We start from the raw sequence: 18,781 nt of genomic DNA on the forward strand, positions 1-18,781 counted from the left end.
AGATTTAAGTCATGGCAGAAGCAGTCGTGGACAACGTACCCGCCAAGGCAGACGGCAAGCCGCCGCTGTTTGGCCTGTCGTTCCTGGAAAATCTCTCCGAAATGACCATGTTGCGTCAGGTAGGCCTGATGGTCGGCCTGGCTGCCAGCGTGGCGATTGGTTTTGCCGTGGTGTTGTGGTCGCAGCAACCCGATTACCGGCCGCTGTACGGCAGCCTGGCAGGCATGGATTCCAAGCAGATCATGGAAACCCTGGCCGCCGCCGACATCGCCTACACCGTGGAGCCCAACTCCGGGGCGCTGCTGGTCAAGGCCGACGACGTAGCCCGTGCGCGCATGAAACTCGCCGCCGCTGGCGTGACCCCGTCCGACAGCAATATCGGTTTTGAGATCCTCGACAAGGACCAGGGCCTGGGTACCAGCCAGTTCATGGAAGCCACTCGCTACCGTCGTGGCCTGGAAGGTGAACTGGCGCGCACCATCTCCAGCCTGAACAACGTCAAGGGTGCCCGTGTGCACCTGGCCATTCCGAAAAGCTCGGTGTTTGTGCGCGATGAGCGCAAGCCAAGCGCCTCGGTACTGGTGGAACTGTTCGCTGGCCGCTCCCTGGAGCCTGGCCAGGTACTGGCCATCGTCAACTTGGTGGCCACCAGCGTTCCTGAACTGAGCAAATCGCAGATCACCGTGGTGGACCAGAAGGGCAACCTGCTGTCCGACCAGGCGGAAAACTCCGCGCTGACCCAGGCCGGCAAACAGTTCGACTACAGCCGTCGCGTCGAAAGCATGCTCACCCAACGTGTGCACAACATCCTGCAGCCGGTGCTGGGCAACGACCGCTACAAGGCGGAAGTGTCTGCCGACGTGGACTTCAGTGCCGTCGAGTCGACCTCCGAGCAGTTCAACCCGGACCAGCCGGCACTGCGCAGCGAGCAGTCCACCAGCGAACAACGCACCGCCGCCAATGGCCCGCCGCAAGGCGTGCCGGGAGCCCTGAGCAACCAGCCACCGGCCCCGGCCTCGGCCCCGCAAACCACTGGCGGCACAGCTGCCGGCGCAGGCGCGGTGCAACCTGGCCAGCCACTGTTGGACGCCAATGGTCAGCAGATCATGGACCCGGCCACCGGCCAGCCGATGCTCGCACCTTACCCGGCGGACAAGCGTAACCAGTCCACCAAGAACTTCGAACTCGACCGTTCCATCAGCCACACCAAGCAGCAACAAGGCCGCGTCAATCGCCTGTCGGTGTCGGTGGTGGTGGATGATCAGGTCAAGGTCAACGCCGCGGATGGCGCGGTTACCCGCGCCCCATGGAGCGCCGACGAACTGGCGCGCTTCACTCGCCTGGTGCAGGACGCCGTCGGTTTCGACGCCAGCCGGGGTGACAGTGTCAGCGTGATCAACATGCCGTTCTCCGCCGAGCGTGGCGAAGTGATCGCCGAGCCGGCGTTCTACTCGCAGCCGTGGTTCTGGGACATCGTCAAGCAAGTGCTGGGAGTGTTGTTCATCCTGGTGCTGGTGTTCGGCGTGTTGCGGCCGGTGCTCAACAACATCACCGGCAACGGCAAGAAGCAACTGGCCGCCTTCGGTGGCAGCGATGTCGAGTTGGGTGGCATGGGCGGCCTGGACGGCGAACTGGCCAACGACCGCGTGAGCCTCGGTGGCCCGCAAAGCATCCTGTTGCCAAGCCCGAGCGAGGGTTATGACGCTCAGCTGAATGCAATCAAGAGTCTGGTGGCAGAAGACCCGGGTCGTGTGGCCCAGGTCGTGAAAGAGTGGATCAACGCAGATGAGTGATAATCGAGCCGCTGTTGCCAAGCTCACCAAGGTCGACAAAGCCGCCGTGCTGCTGCTGTCCCTCGGTGAAACCGACGCCGCCCAAGTGCTGCGCCACATGGGCCCTAAAGAGGTGCAGCGGGTGGGCGTGGCCATGGCGCAGATGCGCAATGTGCACCGCGAGCAAGTCGAGCAGGTGATGAGCGAGTTCGTCGAGATCGTCGGCGACCAGACCAGCCTGGGCGTCGGCTCCGACAGCTACATCCGCAAGATGCTCACCTCGGCCTTGGGCGAAGACAAGGCCAACGGCCTGATCGACCGCATCCTGCTCGGTGGCAACACCAGCGGCCTCGACAGCCTGAAATGGATGGAACCGCGCGCCGTCGCCGATGTGATCCGCTACGAGCACCCGCAGATCCAGGCGATCGTGGTGGCCTACCTCGACCCGGACCAGGCCGGTGAAGTGCTGGGTCACTTCGACCATAAAGTGCGCCTGGACATCATTCTGCGCGTGTCGTCGCTGAACACCGTGCAACCGGCGGCCCTGAAAGAACTCAACACGATTCTGGAGAAGCAGTTCTCCGGCAATTCGAATGCCTCGCGCACCACCCTGGGTGGTATCAAGCGTGCGGCCGATATCATGAACTTCCTCGACAGCTCGGTCGAAGGCCAGTTGATGGACTCGATCCGCGAGATCGACGACACCCTGTCCGGCCAGATCGAAGACCTCATGTTCGTGTTCAACAACCTCTCCGATGTCGACGACCGTGGCATCCAGGCGTTGCTGCGTGAAGTGTCTTCGGACGTGCTTGTGCTGGCCCTCAAGGGTTCGGACGAGAACGTCAAAGAGAAGATCTTCAAGAACATGTCCAAGCGTGCCTCGGAACTGTTGCGCGACGACCTGGAAGCCAAAGGTCCGGTGCGCGTCAGCGACGTCGAAACCGCGCAGAAAGAAATCCTCACCATTGCCCGCCGTATGGCCGAAGCCGGAGAAATCGTTCTCGGCGGGAAGGGCGGCGAAGAAATGATCTAAGGCGCCTCTCATGTCGAACAAAGATGAGGCGCCCAGCGATCTGATTCGCGCACGGGACGTCGGTGGGTTCGACATCTGGTCGTTGCCCAGCTTCGATCCGCATGTGCCGGAGCCTGAGCCGGAACCGGTTGAAGAGCCTCCGGCGGAAATGGAAGAAGTGCCGCTGGAGGAAGTCCAGCCACTGACCCTGGAAGAGTTGGAAGCGATCCGCCAGGAAGCCTACAACGAGGGCTTCGCCGCCGGTGAAAAAGACGGCTTCCGCAGCACCACGCTCAAGGTTCGCCAGGAGGCCGAGGAGGCGCTGAGCGTCAAGCTGGCTAGCCTGGAACGCTTGATGGGCAGCCTGTTCGACCCCATCGCCGAGCAGGATTCGCAGATCGAAAAAGCCATGGTCGACCTGGTGCAGCACATCACCCGCCAGGTGATCCAGCGCGAGCTGGCGCTGGACTCCAGCCATATCGAAAGCGTGATGCGCGAAGCCCTCAAGCTGCTGCCCCTGGGCGTCGGCAATGTGCGGCTGTACATCAACCCGCAGGATTTCGAACAGGTCAAAGCCCTTCGCGAGCGCCATGAAGAAACCTGGCGCATTGTCGAGGACGCCGCGTTGCAGCCCGGTGGTTGCCGCGTCGAAACCGAACACAGCCGCATCGATGCCACGGTGGAAACCCGCATCAGCCAGATCATGGCCAAGCTCTTTGACCAACTCCATGAGCAGGCCCTGCACCCGGCAGAGCCCGACCTGAGTGTGGACCTGGACGCCCCCGATGCGCCTTGATCGCACCAGCTTCGCCAAGCGCTTGAGCGGATACGCGCAAGCGACTGAATTGCCCGGCCAGCCGATCCTCGAAGGGCGCCTGTTGCGCATGGTCGGCCTGACCCTCGAAGCCGAAGGCCTGCGCGCCGCCATGGGCAGCCGCTGCATGGTGATCAACGACGACAGCTACCACCCGGTGCAGGTCGAAGCCGAAGTAATGGGCTTTTCCGGCAGCAAGATTTTCCTGATGCCCGTGGGCAGCCTGGCGGGCATCGCCCCCGGTGCGCGCGTGGTGCCCTTGGCCGACACCGGCCGCCTGCCGATGGGCATGAGCATGCTCGGCCGCGTACTCGACGGCGCCGGTCGCGCGCTGGACGGCAAGGGCGGCATGAAGGCTGAAGACTGGGTGCCGATGGACGGCCCCACCATCAACCCGCTCAACCGTAATCCGATCAGCGTGCCGCTGGACGTTGGTATTCGCAGTATCAACGGATTGTTGACGGTTGGCCGCGGCCAGCGTCTGGGCCTGTTCGCCGGTACCGGTGTGGGTAAGTCGGTGTTGCTGGGCATGATGACCCGCTTTACCGAGGCCGACATCATCGTGGTGGGACTGATCGGCGAACGGGGTCGCGAGGTGAAGGAATTCATCGAGCACAGCCTCGGTGAAGAAGGCCTCAAGCGCTCGGTGGTGGTCGCATCACCCGCCGACGATGCGCCGCTGATGCGTTTGCGTGCGGCCATGTACTGCACGCGCATCGCTGAATATTTTCGCGACAAGGGCAAGAACGTCCTGTTGCTGATGGATTCGCTCACGCGTTTCGCCCAGGCCCAGCGGGAAATCGCCCTGGCCATCGGCGAGCCGCCGGCCACCAAGGGTTACCCGCCGTCGGTGTTCGCCAAACTGCCCAAACTGGTGGAGCGTGCCGGTAATGCCGAGGCGGGCGGGGGCTCGATCACCGCGTTCTACACCGTGCTGTCCGAAGGTGATGACCAGCAGGATCCGATTGCCGACTCGGCGCGGGGCGTGCTCGATGGTCACATCGTGCTGTCGCGGCGTTTGGCTGAAGAAGGGCACTACCCGGCCATCGACATCGAAGCATCCATCAGCCGGGTGATGCCGGCGGTGGTCACCCCGGAGCACATGGCTCGTGCGCAACAGTTCAAGCAGCTGTGGTCGCGCTACCAGCAGAGCCGCGATCTGATCAGCGTCGGTGCTTACGTGGCCGGCGGTGATCGCGACACCGACCTGGCCATCGCCCTGCAACCGCAGCTGGTGACCTACCTGCGCCAGGGCCTCAACGACAAGATCAGCATGGGCGAAAGCGAAGCGCACCTGCAGTCGATCTTCGCCCCCGCGCCGGGCGGCTAAGCCATGGCCAACAGCCGCGCCGCGCGCCTGGCTCCGGTGGTGGACATGGCCGAAAAGGCCGAGAAAACCGCCGTTCAGCGCCTGGGTTACTTCCAGGGGCAGGTGCGTTTGGCGGAGAGCAAGCTGGGCGACCTGGAGCGCTTTCGGGGTGAGTACCAGCAGCAGTGGATCGAGCGCGGTTCCAAAGGCGTCTCGGGCCAGTGGTTGATGGGCTACCAGGGGTTTCTCAACCAGTTGGAAACCGCTGTCGGCCAGCAACGGCAAAGCCTGGCGTGGCACCAGAACAACCTCGATAAGGCCCGCGAGAGCTGGCAGGCGGCGTTTGCCCGGGTCGAAGGTTTGCGCAAGCTGGTGCAGCGTTATGTCGATGAAGCGCGGGCGCTTGAAGACAAGCGCGAGCAAAAGCTGCTCGACGAATTATCACAACGGCTCCCGCGCCAATCCCAGTTCTAACCACCACCACCGTGCATTGTAGGAGCCGGCTTGCCGGCGATAGCGGCCTATCAATGGGCTCAATTGTGACTGATACACCGCTATCGCCGGCAAGCCGGCTCCTACAGTTGATGTGTGGTGTTGCTCAGATCGGGTTCGCCTGCTAAACCTTGTCTCATTGCCAAAGACAAGGAAGCAGTCGCATGTCAGTCGAGTCAGAAGTATCCCTGGATGGGAAGAAGTTGACGATCGCGGTCAAGGGCCGGTTTGATTTCGGCAGCCATCAAGCGTTTCGTGATGCTTACGAGCGTTTTTATAAAGTGCCTGAGTTGTACGTCGTCGACTTGAAGGAAGCCACCTACATGGACAGCTCTGCACTGGGCATGCTCCTGCTGTTGCGTGACCATGCCGGTGGCGATGAGGCCGAGGTCCAGGTGATCAACAGCAACTCCGACGTGCGCAAGATCCTCGCCATCTCCAACTTCGACAAACTGTTCGACATCTCTTGAGCGCCCTGGCCCCGGTCCTCGAGCCGCTGACGATCCTGATCGCCGAAGACAGTGCCGCCGACCTGCTGTTGCTGTCGACTATCGTGCGGCGCCAGGGCCATCAGGTACTCACCGCCACCAATGGCCTTGAGGCGGTCGAAGTGTTTACCCGCGAGCGTCCGCAACTGGTGTTGATGGATGCGCTGATGCCAGTGATGGACGGTTTCGAGGCGGCGCGGCGGATCAAGCAGTTGGCGGGTGAAGAGCTGGTGCCGCTGATCTTCCTCACCTCCTTGCGTGAGAGCGAAGCACTGGCCCAGTGCCTGGATGCCGGCGGCGATGACTTTTTACCCAAGCCCTACAATCAGTTGATCCTGGCGGCCAAGATCAAGGCCATGGACCGTCTGCGTCGGTTGCAGGCCACGGTCTTGCAGCAGCGCGACCTGATCGCCAAGCACCACGACTATCTCCTGCACGAGCAGCGGGTGGCCAAGGCGGTGTTCGATAAGGTCGCGCATTCCGGCTGTATCAATGCCGCGCCGAATATCCGCTACTTGCAGTCGCCCTATGCGCTGTTCAACGGCGACCTGCTGCTGGCCGCCTACACGCCGTCCGGCGATATGCACGTGTTGCTCGGCGACTTCACCGGCCATGGCTTGCCGGCGGCGGTGGGCGCGATGCCGTTGGCGGAAGTGTTCTACGGCATGACCGCCAAGGGCTATGGTTTGGCGCAGATCCTGCGCGAGATGAACGCCAAGCTCAAACGCATCCTGCCGGTGGATATGTTCTGCTGCGCGACCCTGCTGTGCCTGAGCACGCAGCGGCGGGTGGTGGAGGTGTGGAACGGCGGCATGCCCGAAGGCTATGTGCATGAAGTTGCCACCGGCAAGCGTACGCCGCTGGCGTCGCGGCATTTGCCGTTGGGGGTGCTGTCTGCCGAGGCCTTCGATGATCGCACCGAAGTCTGGCCCATGGCGCTGGGCGACCGGGTGTTCCTGCTGTCCGATGGTGTATTGGACACCGCCGATGGCAATGACCAGTTGTTCGGCGCCGAACGCTTGCAGCGGGTATTTGCCGCCAACCGCGAGCCCGACCGTTTGTTTGAAGATATCGAACAGGCCTTGGCGGCGTTTCGAGGTGAAGCGCGGGATGACGTGAGCATGGTGGAGATCACCCTGCAAGCTGGCCAGCAACTGCGTGCCAGTGGGCCGTTGTATGCCGACAGTGGTCAGTCATGCCCGCTGGATTGGTCGGTGAGTTTCGAGTTTCGCGCCGAGACGTTGAAGCGTTACAACCCTTTGCCGTACCTGCTGCAACTGTTGCTGGAGATCCATGGCCTGCGGGAGCAGAGCGGGGCGCTCTACAGCGTGATGGCCGAGTTGTATTCCAATGCCCTGGAGCATGGCGTGCTGGGCCTGGACTCGCGGCTCAAGCGCGATGCCCAGGGGTTCGCCGAGTATTACCGTCAGCGCAATGACCGCCTGGCACAGCTCAATAGCGGTTATATACGCGTGCATGTGCAGGTGGTGCCGACCGAGGCAGGCGGCAGGATGACCCTGCGCGTCGAAGACAGCGGTCCCGGTTTCGACGTGGAACAGATGTTGGCACGGCCGCTGGATATCGACCGTCTGTCTGGCCGGGGCTTGAGCCTGGTACGTCAGTTGAGCAGCGATGTACGCTGGTCCGATGGCGGGCGCAGTGTCTGCGTGGAGTTTTCCTGGGAGGCTCTGGCATAATCCGCCGATTCTTGATCAAGGAGCGAGCAAGTGGTTGATCTACATCTGGACCCGCAGGTGCTGTCGGGTTTGCAGGAAGTCATGGAAGGCGAGTATCCCAAGTTGCTCGATACCTTTCTCGATGATTCCCAGAAACGCGTCGAAGCGTTGCGCAAGGCCAGGGATGATGCGAAGGCGTTGGGGCGGATTGCCCATAGCTTCAAGGGCAGCAGTGGGAACCTTGGGGCGGTGCGGTTGGCGCAGTTGTGCCAGCGGTTGGAGGTTGAGTCGGTTGAGTCTGCGGTTGGGGATCTGGGGGAGCTGGTCGATCAGATTGATCGGGAGTTTGCGTTGGTGAAGCCGTTGTATGAGTCGGAGCGGCAGCGGTTTCAGGTTTGATTGTGTACATATCCGTTTCTTCGGTAACGGCTACTTATGGTTCCGCTCTTACAGCGGGTCACTTTTGGAAGGACCCAAAAGTAACCAAAAGGTCCTCGCCCCAACACTCGGTGCCTCGCCTAGGCTCGGCATGCCCTCACTCCGGCTTGAATCCGTGGGCCGCCGCGATGGGCCATCCTTGGCCCAGCGCGGCTAACCCGGCGTCCTGCCGGGTTACCCACGGATTCAAGCCTGCGTTCGGCCAGCGTGTTTGACGGGGCGCCTGAGATCAAGATCAAGATCAAGATCAAGAGCGACTCGCTTCGCATCGTGGATACGCGGTCCCTGTAGGAGCCGGCTTGCCGGCGAAAAACGTGAGAGCGCCGCGTTCATCCAGACACCCCACGTCATCGTTAACGACCATCGCCGGCAAGCCGGCTCCTACAATGAACCGCGTTGGCTTTTGCCTTTGCTTCACACCACTCAAGCCGGCTGTCAGGCCGCTGTGCTCTTGCTTTTGATTTTGATCTTAGGCGCCCCGTCAAACACGCTGGCCGGAATTCGACAGGGATTTGGGGGGTAAACCGGCAGGGATGCCGGTTTAGCCGCCCCGCGCCATGGATGGCGCGTGGCGGCGGCCCCCAAATCACTGTCGGATTACGGGCACACCGAGCCTAGGCGAGGTGCCGAGTGTTGGGGCAAGAGCGCTTTGGTTACTTTCGCGCTTTTCGAAAGTGACCCGCCGTAAGGGCGGAACCATAAGCCGCCGTTGCCCAAATAATGGATATACACACAAAACCTGGCCCGACTCTTGCTCTACCTCCAGATACTGCATCCCCGATCCCCATGCAGTGGAGACCTTTACCTATGCCAGTCGCCCCGAATTCGCTCCTTCAGGCTGCCCCTGCGGCCAAGCCTCAAGCGCCCGCCGCCAACCCGCCGGCAGTGGCTGCGGACCCACGGGACAAGGGCCCTGGCTTCGCTCAAGTGTTTGCCAACCAGGCTGCCAAACCCACGGCCAAGGCCGATGACAACGCGGCCAAACCCACCATGGGCAAGTCTTCCGATGCCAGTGCCAAGCCGGCGACGGGCAGCGACAAACCTGCCGCCAGCACGCCAGCGGTTGCCGATAGCGGCAATACCTTGCCTGCCAGTCCGCCGGCCAAGACTGACGACAGTGCCAGCAAGGATGACGACGCGCCTGTCGACCCGACCCTGGTGCAACTCCCGCCGGTCGACCCGGTGGTTGACCCTGCATTGATTGCCACCGTCACCCCGGTGGTTGTGCCGGTTCCGGTGGAAACCCCGGCACCCGTCACCACGGCCAAGGATGACAAAGCCCAACCGGTGGTCGCGGCACCGGTCGCGGCCACCGAGGAAGCCAAGCCAGCCTTCGATCCAGAAGCCGATCCCCTGGATGCCATGCCGGCCGTGCGCCTGGCGATGGAGCAAGGCGGGCATGTGTCGGCCAGCAGTCAGGCGCCGGCGAAAACCGCGCCGGCACCGACCCAGGATCAGCCGACCGCCGCACAGAATTTTGCCGCCGGCCTGGCCAATATGGTCGACCAGCAAGCCACCAAGGACAGCACCGACCAGGGCGGTGACAAGGCGTTCAGCGGGCTGATCGAAGACGGCCTCAAGGACCTGAAGAACGCCAGCAGCGATACCCGCGTGGATGACTTCGCCAACCGCCTCGCCGCGTTGACCCAGGCCGCCACGCCGAAAACCGCCAATGCCTTGCCGCCGGTGACCAACGCGCCGTTGGCCATGCACCAGAGCGGCTGGACCGACGAAATCGTCAACCGCGTGATGTACCTCTCCAGTGCCAACCTCAAGTCGGCGGAGATTCAGTTGCAGCCGGCCGAACTCGGTCGCCTGGATATCAAGGTCAACATGACCGCCGACCAGCAGGCCCAGGTCAACTTCATGAGCGCCCACCCGGTGGTGCGTGAAGCGCTGGAAAGCCAGTCGGGCCGTTTGCGCGAGATGTTCGCCCAGCAGGGGATGGGCCAGGTCGACGTCAACGTCTCCGACCAGTCCCGTGGCCAGGAACAGCAGCAACAACAGGGCCAGACCCGTGGCGTGAGCAGCAGCGGTGGGCGCGGTAGCGACACTGGCGACAGCGGCAGCCACCTTGATGTGGCTGAAGCCGTGACACCCGTGACGTCGACCGTGATCGGCTCCAGCGCCGTCGACTACTACGCCTGATCCGAGCCTCGCACCGGACGAAATGTGGGAGGAGGGGCTTGCTGTGGTGAGCGAGCTTGCTGTGGTGAGCGGGCTTGCCCCGCGCTGGGCTGCGCAGCAGCCCCATTGGATTCGCGGCGATCCCGGCGGGGGACAAGCTTCCTCACCACAGTAAGCCAGCTCCCACATTTGATTGCGGGTGCCCCTTCTTCCCCAATTGCCAGACAACTCTGGCATAACACTTGCTCTTGCCTTTCCGTAGATCTATGAATCCCCGAATAGTGACGGATTATTGGCATGGCGAAGAGCGACGACGCAGCAAAAGCACCCGCAGGCAAAGGTAAGCTCAAGCTTATCCTGTTGATAGTCCTGGGCCTGCTCCTGGCCATCGGCGCCTCGGTGGGTGGCACCTGGTACATCATGCACAGCAGTGCAAGCAAACCGGCACCCGCCGCCGAAACCGCCAGTAACGTCAAGCAACCGGCAATCTTCGAGCAAATGCTTCCGGCCTTTGTCGCCAACTTCAGTCAGAACGGTCGTCAGCGCTACCTGCAGGTGAGCATCACCTTGCTGGCGCGCAACCAGTCGGACCTGGATGCCCTCAAGGTGCATATGCCAGTGATCCGCAACAACCTGGTGATGCTGTTCTCCAGCCAGAGCTTCGACACACTCGCCACCCCGGTGGGCCAGGAAATGCTGCGCCAGAAAGTCACGGCCAGCGTGCAGGAAGTGGCCCAGAAGGAACTCGGCAAAGTCGTGGTCGAGCAGGCGCTCTTCACTAACTTCGTATTGCAGTAGGATCACGACATGGCCGTGCAAGACCTGCTGTCCCAGGATGAAATCGACGCGCTGCTGCATGGCGTAGACGATGGTCTGGTACAGACCGAAATGGCTGCCGAGCCCGGCAGCGTCAAAAGTTATGACCTCACCAGCCAGGATCGCATCGTCCGTGGACGCATGCCGACCCTGGAGATGATCAACGAGCGTTTCGCCCGCTACACCCGTATCAGCATGTTCAACATGTTGCGCCGCTCGGCAGACGTGGCGGTGGGCGGCGTGCAGGTGATGAAGTTCGGTGAATACGTGCACTCGCTGTACGTACCCACCAGCCTCAACCTGGTCAAGATCAAGCCGCTGCGCGGCACCGCGCTGTTCATTCTTGACGCCAAGCTGGTGTTCAAGCTGGTGGACAACTTCTTCGGCGGCGACGGCCGCCACGCCAAGATCGAAGGTCGTGAGTTCACGCCTACCGAGTTGCGCGTGGTGCGCATGGTGCTGGAGCAAGCCTTCATCGACTTGAAGGAAGCGTGGCAGGCGATCATGGAAGTCAATTTCGAGTACATCAACTCGGAAGTGAACCCGGCCATGGCCAACATCGTCGGCCCCAGCGAGGCCATTGTGGTGTCGACTTTCCACATCGAACTCGATGGCGGTGGCGGCGACCTGCACGTGACCATGCCGTACTCGATGATCGAGCCGGTGCGCGAGATGCTCGACGCCGGCTTCCAGTCCGATCTCGATGATCAGGACGAACGCTGGGTCAAGGCCCTGCGCGAAGACCTGCTGGACGTCGACGTGCCTCTGAGCGCCACTGTGGCCCGTCGCCAGCTGCGTTTGCGCGATATTTTGCACATGCAGCCGGGGGACATCATCCCCGTCGAATTGCCGGAAGAAATGATCATGCGCGCCAACGGCGTGCCGTCATTCAAGGTCAAGCTCGGTTCCCACAAGGGCAACCTGGCGTTGCAAGTGGTTGAGCCGATCAACCGACGCTGACTCAACCCCATGATGCATCCCCTATTTATGAATGTTTGCTCCGCCGAGGACATGTAATGGCTACCGAACACGAAATCACTTCCGCCGAAGACCAGGCCCTGGCTGACGAATGGGCGGCAGCCCTGGAAGAAACCGGCGATGTTGGCCAGGACGATATCGATGCGCTGCTGGCGGCTGACGCCGCTACCGCGCCGGCCGGCAATCGCCTGCCCATGGAAGAATTCGGCAGCGTGCCGAAAAACAACGACCCGGTGAGCCTCGACGGCCCGAACCTGGACGTGATTCTCGACATTCCCGTGTCGATTTCGATGGAAGTGGGCAGTACCGAAATCAACATCCGCAACCTGCTGCAACTCAACCAGGGCTCGGTGATCGAACTCGACCGCCTGGCCGGTGAGCCGCTGGACGTGCTGGTCAACGGCACCCTGATCGCCCACGGCGAAGTGGTGGTGGTCAACGAAAAGTTCGGCATCCGCCTGACGGACGTGATCAGCCCGAGCGAACGCATCAAGAAGTTGCGCTGATATGAAGTATTCGATGGCGGGACTGTTTCTGGCGCTGCCATTGAGCGCCCTCGCGGCTGAGCCGGCCGCGCAAGCGACTGCGGCTGCGGCACCGGTGGTGAGCAGCGGCATCGGCGGGCAACTGACCCAGTTGGTGCTCGGCCTGCTGCTGGTGGTGGGGCTGATCTTCGTGCTGGCCTGGCTGATGCGCCGGGTGCAGCGCGTGGGACCGGGCAACGGCCAGGTGATCGAGATGATCGGCTCCCGTGCCCTCGGCCCGCGTGATCGGTTGGTGCTGGTGCAAGTGGGCGAGGAGCAGATCCTGCTGGGCATCACTCCCGGCCGCATCACCCCTTTGCATGTGCTCAAGACCCCGGTGAGCGTGGATCAGAGCCAGTCCGCCACGCCAGAATTCGCCCAGCGCCTGATGGAGTTGCTGGGCAAGGATCAGAAGGATAAGAAGTAATGCGCGTTTTGTTGACGCTCATGCTGTTGCTGGCGACGCCATTGGCGTTCGGCGCCGACCCGTTGTCGATCCCGGCCATTACGCTGGGGACCAACGCGGCGGGTGCGCAGGAGTATTCGGTCAGCCTGCAGATCCTGCTGATCATGACTGCGCTGAGTTTTATCCCGGCGTTCGTCATGCTGATGACCAGCTTCACGCGGATCATCATTGTGTTCTCGATCCTGCGCCAGGCCCTGGGCCTGCAGCAGACGCCGTCGAACCAGATCCTTACCGGCATGGCCTTGTTCTTGACGCTGTTCATCATGGCGCCGGTGTTCGACAAGGTGAACCAGCAAGCCCTGCAACCCTACCTGGCGGAGAAAATGACCGCCCAGGACGCGATCGACAAGGCCCAGGGCCCGATCAAGGATTTCATGCTGTCGCAGACCCGCTCCAGCGACCTTGAGCTGTTCATGCGCCTGTCCAAGCGGACCGACATCGCCACCCCGGACCAGGCGCCGCTGACCATCCTGGTACCGGCGTTCGTCACGTCGGAGTTGAAGACCGCGTTCCAGATCGGCTTCATGATCTTCATTCCGTTCCTGATCATCGACCTGGTGGTGGCGAGCGTGCTGATGGCCATGGGCATGATGATGCTGTCGCCGCTGATCATCTCGTTGCCGTTCAAGATCATGCTGTTTGTGCTGGTAGACGGCTGGGCGCTGATTATCGGCACCCTGGCCGGCAGTTTCGGCGGGGTATAGCGCGATGACGCCAGAAGTAGCCGTCGACCTGTTCCGTGAAGCGCTGTGGCTGACCACCGTGATGGTCGCCGTGCTGGTGGTGCCGAGCCTGTTGGTGGGCCTGCTGGTGGCGATGTTCCAGGCGGCGACGCAGATCAACGAACAGACCTTGAGCTTCCTGCCGCGCCTGCTGGTGATGCTGGTCACCCTGATCGTCGCCGGCCCCTGGCTGGTGCAGACCTTCATGGAATACATCCTGCAGTTGTACGGCAGTATTCCGCAGTTGATCGGCTGACCCAATGCAGTCCTTGCTGGCATTGACCGACACTCAGATCAGCACCTGGGTGGCTTCCTTCATTCTGCCGCTGTTCCGGGTGACGGCGATGTTGATGGCCATGCCGGTGTTCGGCACCACCCTCGTGCCACGCCGGGTGCGCCTGTACTTTGCGGTGGCGATCACCGTGGTGATCGTGCCTGGGCTGCCGCCGATGCCACCGGTCAACGCCATCGATCTCAGTGCATTGCTGCTGATTGCCGAGCAGATCCTGATCGGCGCGCTGATGGGCTTTTCCCTTACTCTGTTTTTCCAGGCATTCGTAGTTGCCGGGCAAATCATCTCGATTCAGATGGGCATGGGCTTCGCGTCCATGGTCGACCCCACCAATGGCGTGTCGGCTGCGGTGATCGGGCAGTTCCTGACCATGCTGGTGACCTTGCTGTTCCTGGCAATGAACGGCCATCTGGTGGCCTTTGAGGTGATGACCGAAAGCTTCACCACGTTGCCGGTGGGGTCAGGGCTGGTGGTCAATCACTTCTGGGAGATCGTGGGGCGCCTGGGCTGGGTATTCGGCGCTTCGCTGTTGCTGGTGCTGCCGGCGATCACCGCGTTGCTGGTGGTCAACATCGCATTTGGCGTGATGACCCGTGCGGCGCCGCAACTGAACATTTTCTCGATTGGTTTCCCGTTGACCCTGGTGTTGGGCATGGGGATTTTCTGGATCGGCCTGGCCGACATTCTCAATCAGTATCAACCGCTGGCGACTGACGCCCTGCAGTTCTTACGTGATCTGGCACGGGCGCGCTGAGCCATGGCCGAGAGCGAGAGTGGTCAGGACAAGACAGAAGACCCCACGGAGAAACGCAAAAAGGACTCCAGGGAAAAGGGCGAGATTGCGCGCTCCAAAGAGCTCAATACCGTTGCCACCATGATGGCGGGCGCTGGCGCGTTGCTGATCTACGGCGGCGGCCTGGCGCTGGACTTGATGGAGCTGATGAAGCACAACTTCGCCTTGCCCCGTGAAGTGCTGCTCAACCCCGATGCGATGGGCCAGTACCTGCTGCACTCCGGCAAGATCGCGATCCTGGCGGTACAGCCGATCCTGATCACCTTGCTGCTGGCCGCGCTGATCGGTCCGGTCGCCCTGGGTGGCTGGCTGTTTGCCGCCGGTAGCCTGGCGCCCAAGTTCAGCCGCATGAACCCGGCTGCGGGGCTCAAGCGCATGTTTTCCGCCAAGGCGTTGGTGGAGTTGCTCAAGGCCTTGGCCAAATTCATCCTGATTCTGTTTGTGGCGCTGATGGTGTTGTCGTCCGACATCGACGACCTGCTGCGCATCGCCCATGAGCCGCTGGAGTCGGCGATCATCCACAGCGTGCAGGTGGTGGGCTGGAGCGCGCTGTGGATGGCGGCGGGGCTGATCATCATTGCTGCGGTGGACGCGCCGATCCAGCTGTGGGAAAGCCACAAGAAGCTGTTGATGACCAAGCAGGAAGTGCGCGACGAGCACAAGGACCAGGAGGGGCGCCCCGAGGTCAAGCAGCGCATTCGCCAACTGCAGCGGGAAATGTCCCAGCGCAAGATGATGGCCTCGGTGCCCGACGCCGACGTGGTCATCACCAACCCGACCCACTACGCCGTCGCCCTTAAATACGACCCGGAGAAAGGCGGTGCGCCGATGCTGCTGGCCAAGGGCAGCGACTTCACCGCCTTGAAGATCCGCGAAATTGCGGTGGCCAATGACATCCTGCTGCTGGAGTCGCCGGAGCTGGCGCGGTCGATCTTCTACTCCACCGACCTCGACCAGGAAATCCCCGCCGGGTTGTACTTGGCCGTGGCCCAGGTGTTGGCTTACGTCTATCAGATTCGCCAATACCGCGCGGGCAAGGGCAAGCGACCTGATCCGCTCAAAGACTTGCCAATCCCGCCAGACCTGCGCCGCGACGCCTGATATTTGCCTCCCCTGCGGGAACCGGCGAAAAACGCGAGGATGCCGCGTTCACCTTGATTCCCCGCGTCATCGTTAACGACCATCGCTGGCAAGCCCGCGCCTGCAGTGGGCGTGTGGGCTGCCGTTCGTCGAAAACTGAACTTGACCTGTCAACTTTGACAGTAGCCAGCATTGTCATCTTGAGGTTCCATGGCGCCACACACTGCGCACAGGCCGTTATGAGATGCAGGGGGAGAGGTCATGGAGGCGGTGACGGGCACGATCAAATCCTACAGCCGAAAAACCGGGGAGGGCTTGATTGCACTGGATGGCGAGGATGAGCCAGTGCGTGTGGACCTCGACAGCTCGGCCGGGATGTGGCTGAAGAAAGGCCTGCGTGTGCAGTTTGCGCGGATCCATCGCCCCAAAGGGGTGTATGCGTTCCATATCAAGCTCATCTAGCGATGCCCGTAAGGTGCATCGAGCGAGAGGTCAGGAGAACGGTAATGGCAACGGGTACTGTGAAGTGGTTCAACGCAGAAAAGGGGTTTGGGTTTATCACGCCTGACGATGGAAGCGCTGATGTGTTTGTCCATTATTCCGCGATAGAGAGTGACGGTTTCAAAAGCCTCGAAGAGGGCAAGAAAGTCGAATTCGACATCACTCAAGGCCAAAAAGGCCCGCAGGCCGCCAGCGTCAAGCCTTTGTAGTTCCATCCTCAATGATCGCCCAGCGGCAATGCCTAGGTACGATCTCTCTCCTCAAGCGAAAGTTGGAAGGCTTCTTGCAATACCGCCTCCAAGACGCCTCCTGGCGTCAAAACTTTGCTTCAAAGGACACGAGGAATACCGGTGGAACGTTCTCAAATGCTCGGCACGGCGCGCAGCACCCTGACTGACCTCTCGCGGGGCAATCTGGGTGTGCCGTTGTTGTTGCTGGTGATGCTGGCAATGATGATGTTGCCGATGCCGCCGTTCCTGCTGGACGTGTTCTTTACCTTCAACATTGCCCTGTCCGTCGTGGTGCTGCTGGTTTGCGTGTACGCCCTGCGGCCGCTGGATTTCGCGGTGTTCCCGACGATTCTGCTGGTGGCGACCCTGCTGCGCCTGGCGCTCAACGTGGCCTCGACCCGTGTGGTCATGCTCCACGGCCAGGACGGCCACGCCGCCGCCGGTAAGGTGATCCAGGCCTTCGGTGAGGTGGTGATCGGCGGTAACTACGTGGTCGGTATCGTGGTGTTCGCGATCCTGATGATCATCAACTTCGTGGTGGTCACCAAGGGTGCCGGGCGGATCTCCGAGGTAAGTGCGCGGTTTACCCTCGACGCCATGCCCGGTAAACAGATGGCCATCGACGCCGACCTCAACGCCGGCCTGATCGACCAGAACCAAGCCAAGTCGCGCCGCCTGGAAGTGGCCCAGGAGGCCGAGTTCTACGGCTCCATGGACGGTGCCAGCAAGTTCGTGCGCGGTGACGCCATCGCCGGCCTGCTGATTCTGTTCATCAACCTCATCGGCGGCATGGCCGTGGGGATCTTCCAGCACGGCATGACCTTCGGCGATGCGGGCAAGGTTTATGCCTTGCTGACCATTGGTGACGGTTTAGTGGCGCAATTGCCATCACTGTTGTTATCTACAGCAGCGGCCATCATGGTGACCCGTGCTTCAGGCTCCGAAGACATGGGCAAGCAGATCAGCCGGCAGATGTTTGCCTCGCCCAAGGCCCTGGCCGTGGCGGCGGGCATCATGGCGATCATGGGTATCGTGCCGGGCATGCCCCACGTGTCGTTCCTGAGCATGGCGGCCATGGCGGCCGGCGGTGCTTACCTGTTCTGGAAAAAGCAGAACGCTATCAAGGTCCAGGCCCAGCAGGAGATCGCGCGCCAGCAGGAGCTGTTGCCATCCCCGGCCCGCGCCCAGGAAACCAAGGAGCTGGGCTGGGATGACGTGACCCCGATCGACATGATCGGCCTGGAAGTCGGCTACCGCCTCATCCCGTTGGTGGACCGCAACCAGGGCGGCCAATTGCTCGCGCGGATCAAGGGCGTGCGCAAGAAGCTGTCCCAGGACCTGGGCTTTTTGATGCCCACCGTGCACATCCGCGACAACCTCGACCTGGCGCCGAGCGCCTACCGCCTGACCCTGATGGGCGTGATCCTGGCCGAAGCCGAGATCTACCCGGACCGCGAGCTGGCGATCAACCCAGGGCAGGTATTCGGCAGCCTCAACGGCATTACCGCCAAAGATCCGGCTTTTGGCCTGGATGCGGTGTGGATCGAAATCAGCCAGCGCAGCCAGGCACAGTCTCTGGGTTACACCGTGGTGGACGCCAGCACCGTGGTCGCCACCCACCTCAACCAGATTCTGTACAAGCACTCCCACGAGCTGATCGGCCACGAGGAAGTCCAGCAATTGATGGGTTTGCTCGGCAAAGCCTCGCCAAAACTCGCCGAAGAGCTGGTGCCGGGCGTGCTGTCGCTGTCGCAGTTGCTCAAGGTGTTGCAGGCGCTGCTGGCCGAACAGGTGCCGGTACGCGACATTCGCAGCATTGCCGAGGCTATCGCCAACAATGCCGCCAAGAGTCAAGATACTGCCGCCCTGGTGGCCGCGGTGCGCGTCGGCTTGTCACGTGCAATCGTCCAAAGCATTGTAGGGATTGACTCCGAGCTGCCTGTGATCACCTTGGAACCAAGGTTGGAACAAATATTGCTCAATAGTATTCAGAAGGCGGGACAAGGCCAGGAAGAGGGCGTCCTGCTGGAGCCAAGCATGGCTGAGAAGCTGCAGCGTTCGTTGATCGACGCCGCACAGCGCCAGGAAATGCAGGGCCAACCGGTGATCCTGCTGGTGGCAGGCCCGGTCCGGGCGATGTTGTCGCGGTTTGGACGCCTGGCAGTACCGAATTTGCACGTTTTGGCTTATCAGGAAATCCCTGACAACAAGCAAGTGACTATCGTCGCGACAGTAGGGCCCAACGGCTGAG

At 61.8% G+C, this 18,781-nt stretch carries 20 protein-coding genes; all 20 read left to right on the forward strand.

What is annotated here, in order from left to right:
- Positions 1–11: 11 nt before the first annotated feature.
- The gene (fliF, locus tag BM70_RS0109880; protein ID WP_025855866.1) at positions 12–1,793 is read left to right on the forward strand and encodes a flagellar basal-body MS-ring/collar protein FliF; all 1,782 of its coding nucleotides are present in this window, start codon (positions 12–14) and stop codon (positions 1,791–1,793) included.
- Positions 1,786–2,805, forward strand: a complete 1,020-nt coding sequence (fliG, locus tag BM70_RS0109885) for a flagellar motor switch protein FliG (RefSeq protein WP_010208743.1) — start codon at positions 1,786–1,788, stop codon at positions 2,803–2,805. Before fliF ends, fliG begins: the two co-directional genes overlap by 8 nt.
- A 10-nt stretch (positions 2,806–2,815) precedes the next feature.
- Positions 2,816–3,580, forward strand: a complete 765-nt coding sequence (fliH, locus tag BM70_RS0109890; RefSeq protein ID WP_025855867.1) for a flagellar assembly protein FliH — start codon at positions 2,816–2,818, stop codon at positions 3,578–3,580.
- The gene (gene fliI / locus BM70_RS0109895) at positions 3,570–4,928 is read left to right on the forward strand and encodes a flagellar protein export ATPase FliI (protein ID WP_025855868.1); all 1,359 of its coding nucleotides are present in this window, start codon (positions 3,570–3,572) and stop codon (positions 4,926–4,928) included. The genes fliH and fliI overlap by 11 nt, the downstream gene beginning before the upstream one ends.
- Before the next feature lie 3 nt (positions 4,929–4,931).
- Positions 4,932–5,381: a flagellar export protein FliJ gene (gene fliJ / locus BM70_RS0109900; RefSeq protein ID WP_025855869.1), complete on the forward strand. Its 450-nt coding sequence runs from the start codon at positions 4,932–4,934 to the stop codon at positions 5,379–5,381.
- Positions 5,382–5,563: 182 nt separating this feature from the next.
- Complete coding sequence (locus tag BM70_RS0109905; RefSeq protein WP_025855870.1) at positions 5,564–5,869, forward strand: STAS domain-containing protein; 306 nt, start codon at positions 5,564–5,566, stop codon at positions 5,867–5,869.
- On the forward strand, positions 5,866–7,584 hold the full coding sequence (locus tag BM70_RS0109910; RefSeq protein WP_025855871.1) for a fused response regulator/phosphatase: 1,719 nt from the start codon (positions 5,866–5,868) through the stop codon (positions 7,582–7,584). Before BM70_RS0109905 ends, BM70_RS0109910 begins: the two co-directional genes overlap by 4 nt.
- Positions 7,585–7,614: 30 nt before the next feature.
- Positions 7,615–7,962 (forward strand): Hpt domain-containing protein, encoded by a 348-nt coding sequence (locus BM70_RS0109915; RefSeq protein ID WP_025855872.1) that lies wholly within the window; start codon positions 7,615–7,617, stop codon positions 7,960–7,962.
- 846 nt (positions 7,963–8,808) lie between these two features.
- Positions 8,809–10,149 carry a flagellar hook-length control protein FliK gene (locus BM70_RS0109925; protein ID WP_025855874.1) on the forward strand — a complete coding sequence of 447 codons (1,341 nt, stop codon included), beginning with the start codon at positions 8,809–8,811 and terminating at the stop codon, positions 10,147–10,149.
- Between the two features lie 276 nt (positions 10,150–10,425).
- Positions 10,426–10,926, forward strand: coding sequence for a flagellar basal body-associated protein FliL (fliL, locus tag BM70_RS0109930; protein WP_025855876.1), 501 nt, complete (start codon positions 10,426–10,428; stop codon positions 10,924–10,926).
- Positions 10,927–10,935: 9 nt separating this feature from the next.
- Positions 10,936–11,904, forward strand: coding sequence for a flagellar motor switch protein FliM (gene fliM, locus BM70_RS0109935; protein WP_010208755.1), 969 nt, complete (start codon positions 10,936–10,938; stop codon positions 11,902–11,904).
- A gap of 56 nt (positions 11,905–11,960) precedes the next feature.
- On the forward strand, positions 11,961–12,428 hold the full coding sequence (fliN, locus tag BM70_RS0109940) for a flagellar motor switch protein FliN (protein WP_025855877.1): 468 nt from the start codon (positions 11,961–11,963) through the stop codon (positions 12,426–12,428).
- A gap of 1 nt (position 12,429) precedes the next feature.
- Positions 12,430–12,873: a flagellar biosynthetic protein FliO gene (gene fliO, locus BM70_RS0109945; protein ID WP_025855878.1), complete on the forward strand. Its 444-nt coding sequence runs from the start codon at positions 12,430–12,432 to the stop codon at positions 12,871–12,873.
- Positions 12,873–13,616, forward strand: a complete 744-nt coding sequence (fliP, locus tag BM70_RS0109950; RefSeq protein ID WP_025855879.1) for a flagellar type III secretion system pore protein FliP — start codon at positions 12,873–12,875, stop codon at positions 13,614–13,616. The genes fliO and fliP overlap by 1 nt, the downstream gene beginning before the upstream one ends.
- Positions 13,617–13,620: 4 nt before the next feature.
- Positions 13,621–13,890, forward strand: a complete 270-nt coding sequence (gene fliQ / locus BM70_RS0109955) for a flagellar biosynthesis protein FliQ (RefSeq protein ID WP_010208761.1) — start codon at positions 13,621–13,623, stop codon at positions 13,888–13,890.
- Between the two features lie 4 nt (positions 13,891–13,894).
- On the forward strand, positions 13,895–14,680 hold the full coding sequence (fliR, locus tag BM70_RS0109960; RefSeq protein ID WP_016976564.1) for a flagellar biosynthetic protein FliR: 786 nt from the start codon (positions 13,895–13,897) through the stop codon (positions 14,678–14,680).
- 3 nt (positions 14,681–14,683) lie between these two features.
- Positions 14,684–15,820, forward strand: coding sequence for a flagellar biosynthesis protein FlhB (gene flhB, locus BM70_RS0109965; RefSeq protein WP_025855880.1), 1,137 nt, complete (start codon positions 14,684–14,686; stop codon positions 15,818–15,820).
- A 240-nt stretch (positions 15,821–16,060) separates the two neighbouring features.
- Positions 16,061–16,261: a cold shock domain-containing protein gene (locus BM70_RS0109970; RefSeq protein WP_025855881.1), complete on the forward strand. Its 201-nt coding sequence runs from the start codon at positions 16,061–16,063 to the stop codon at positions 16,259–16,261.
- A 44-nt stretch (positions 16,262–16,305) separates the two neighbouring features.
- Entirely contained in the window at positions 16,306–16,509 is a 204-nt protein-coding gene (locus tag BM70_RS0109975; protein WP_025855882.1) for a cold-shock protein, read from the forward strand.
- Positions 16,510–16,665: 156 nt separating this feature from the next.
- Positions 16,666–18,780, forward strand: coding sequence for a flagellar biosynthesis protein FlhA (flhA, locus tag BM70_RS0109980; protein ID WP_371262134.1), 2,115 nt, complete (start codon positions 16,666–16,668; stop codon positions 18,778–18,780).
- The last annotated feature ends 1 nt before the right edge of the window (position 18,781 follow it).

Origin of the sequence: Pseudomonas sp. CHM02 (assembly GCF_000612585.1) — a bacterium.
Taxonomy (GTDB): domain Bacteria; phylum Pseudomonadota; class Gammaproteobacteria; order Pseudomonadales; family Pseudomonadaceae; genus Aquipseudomonas.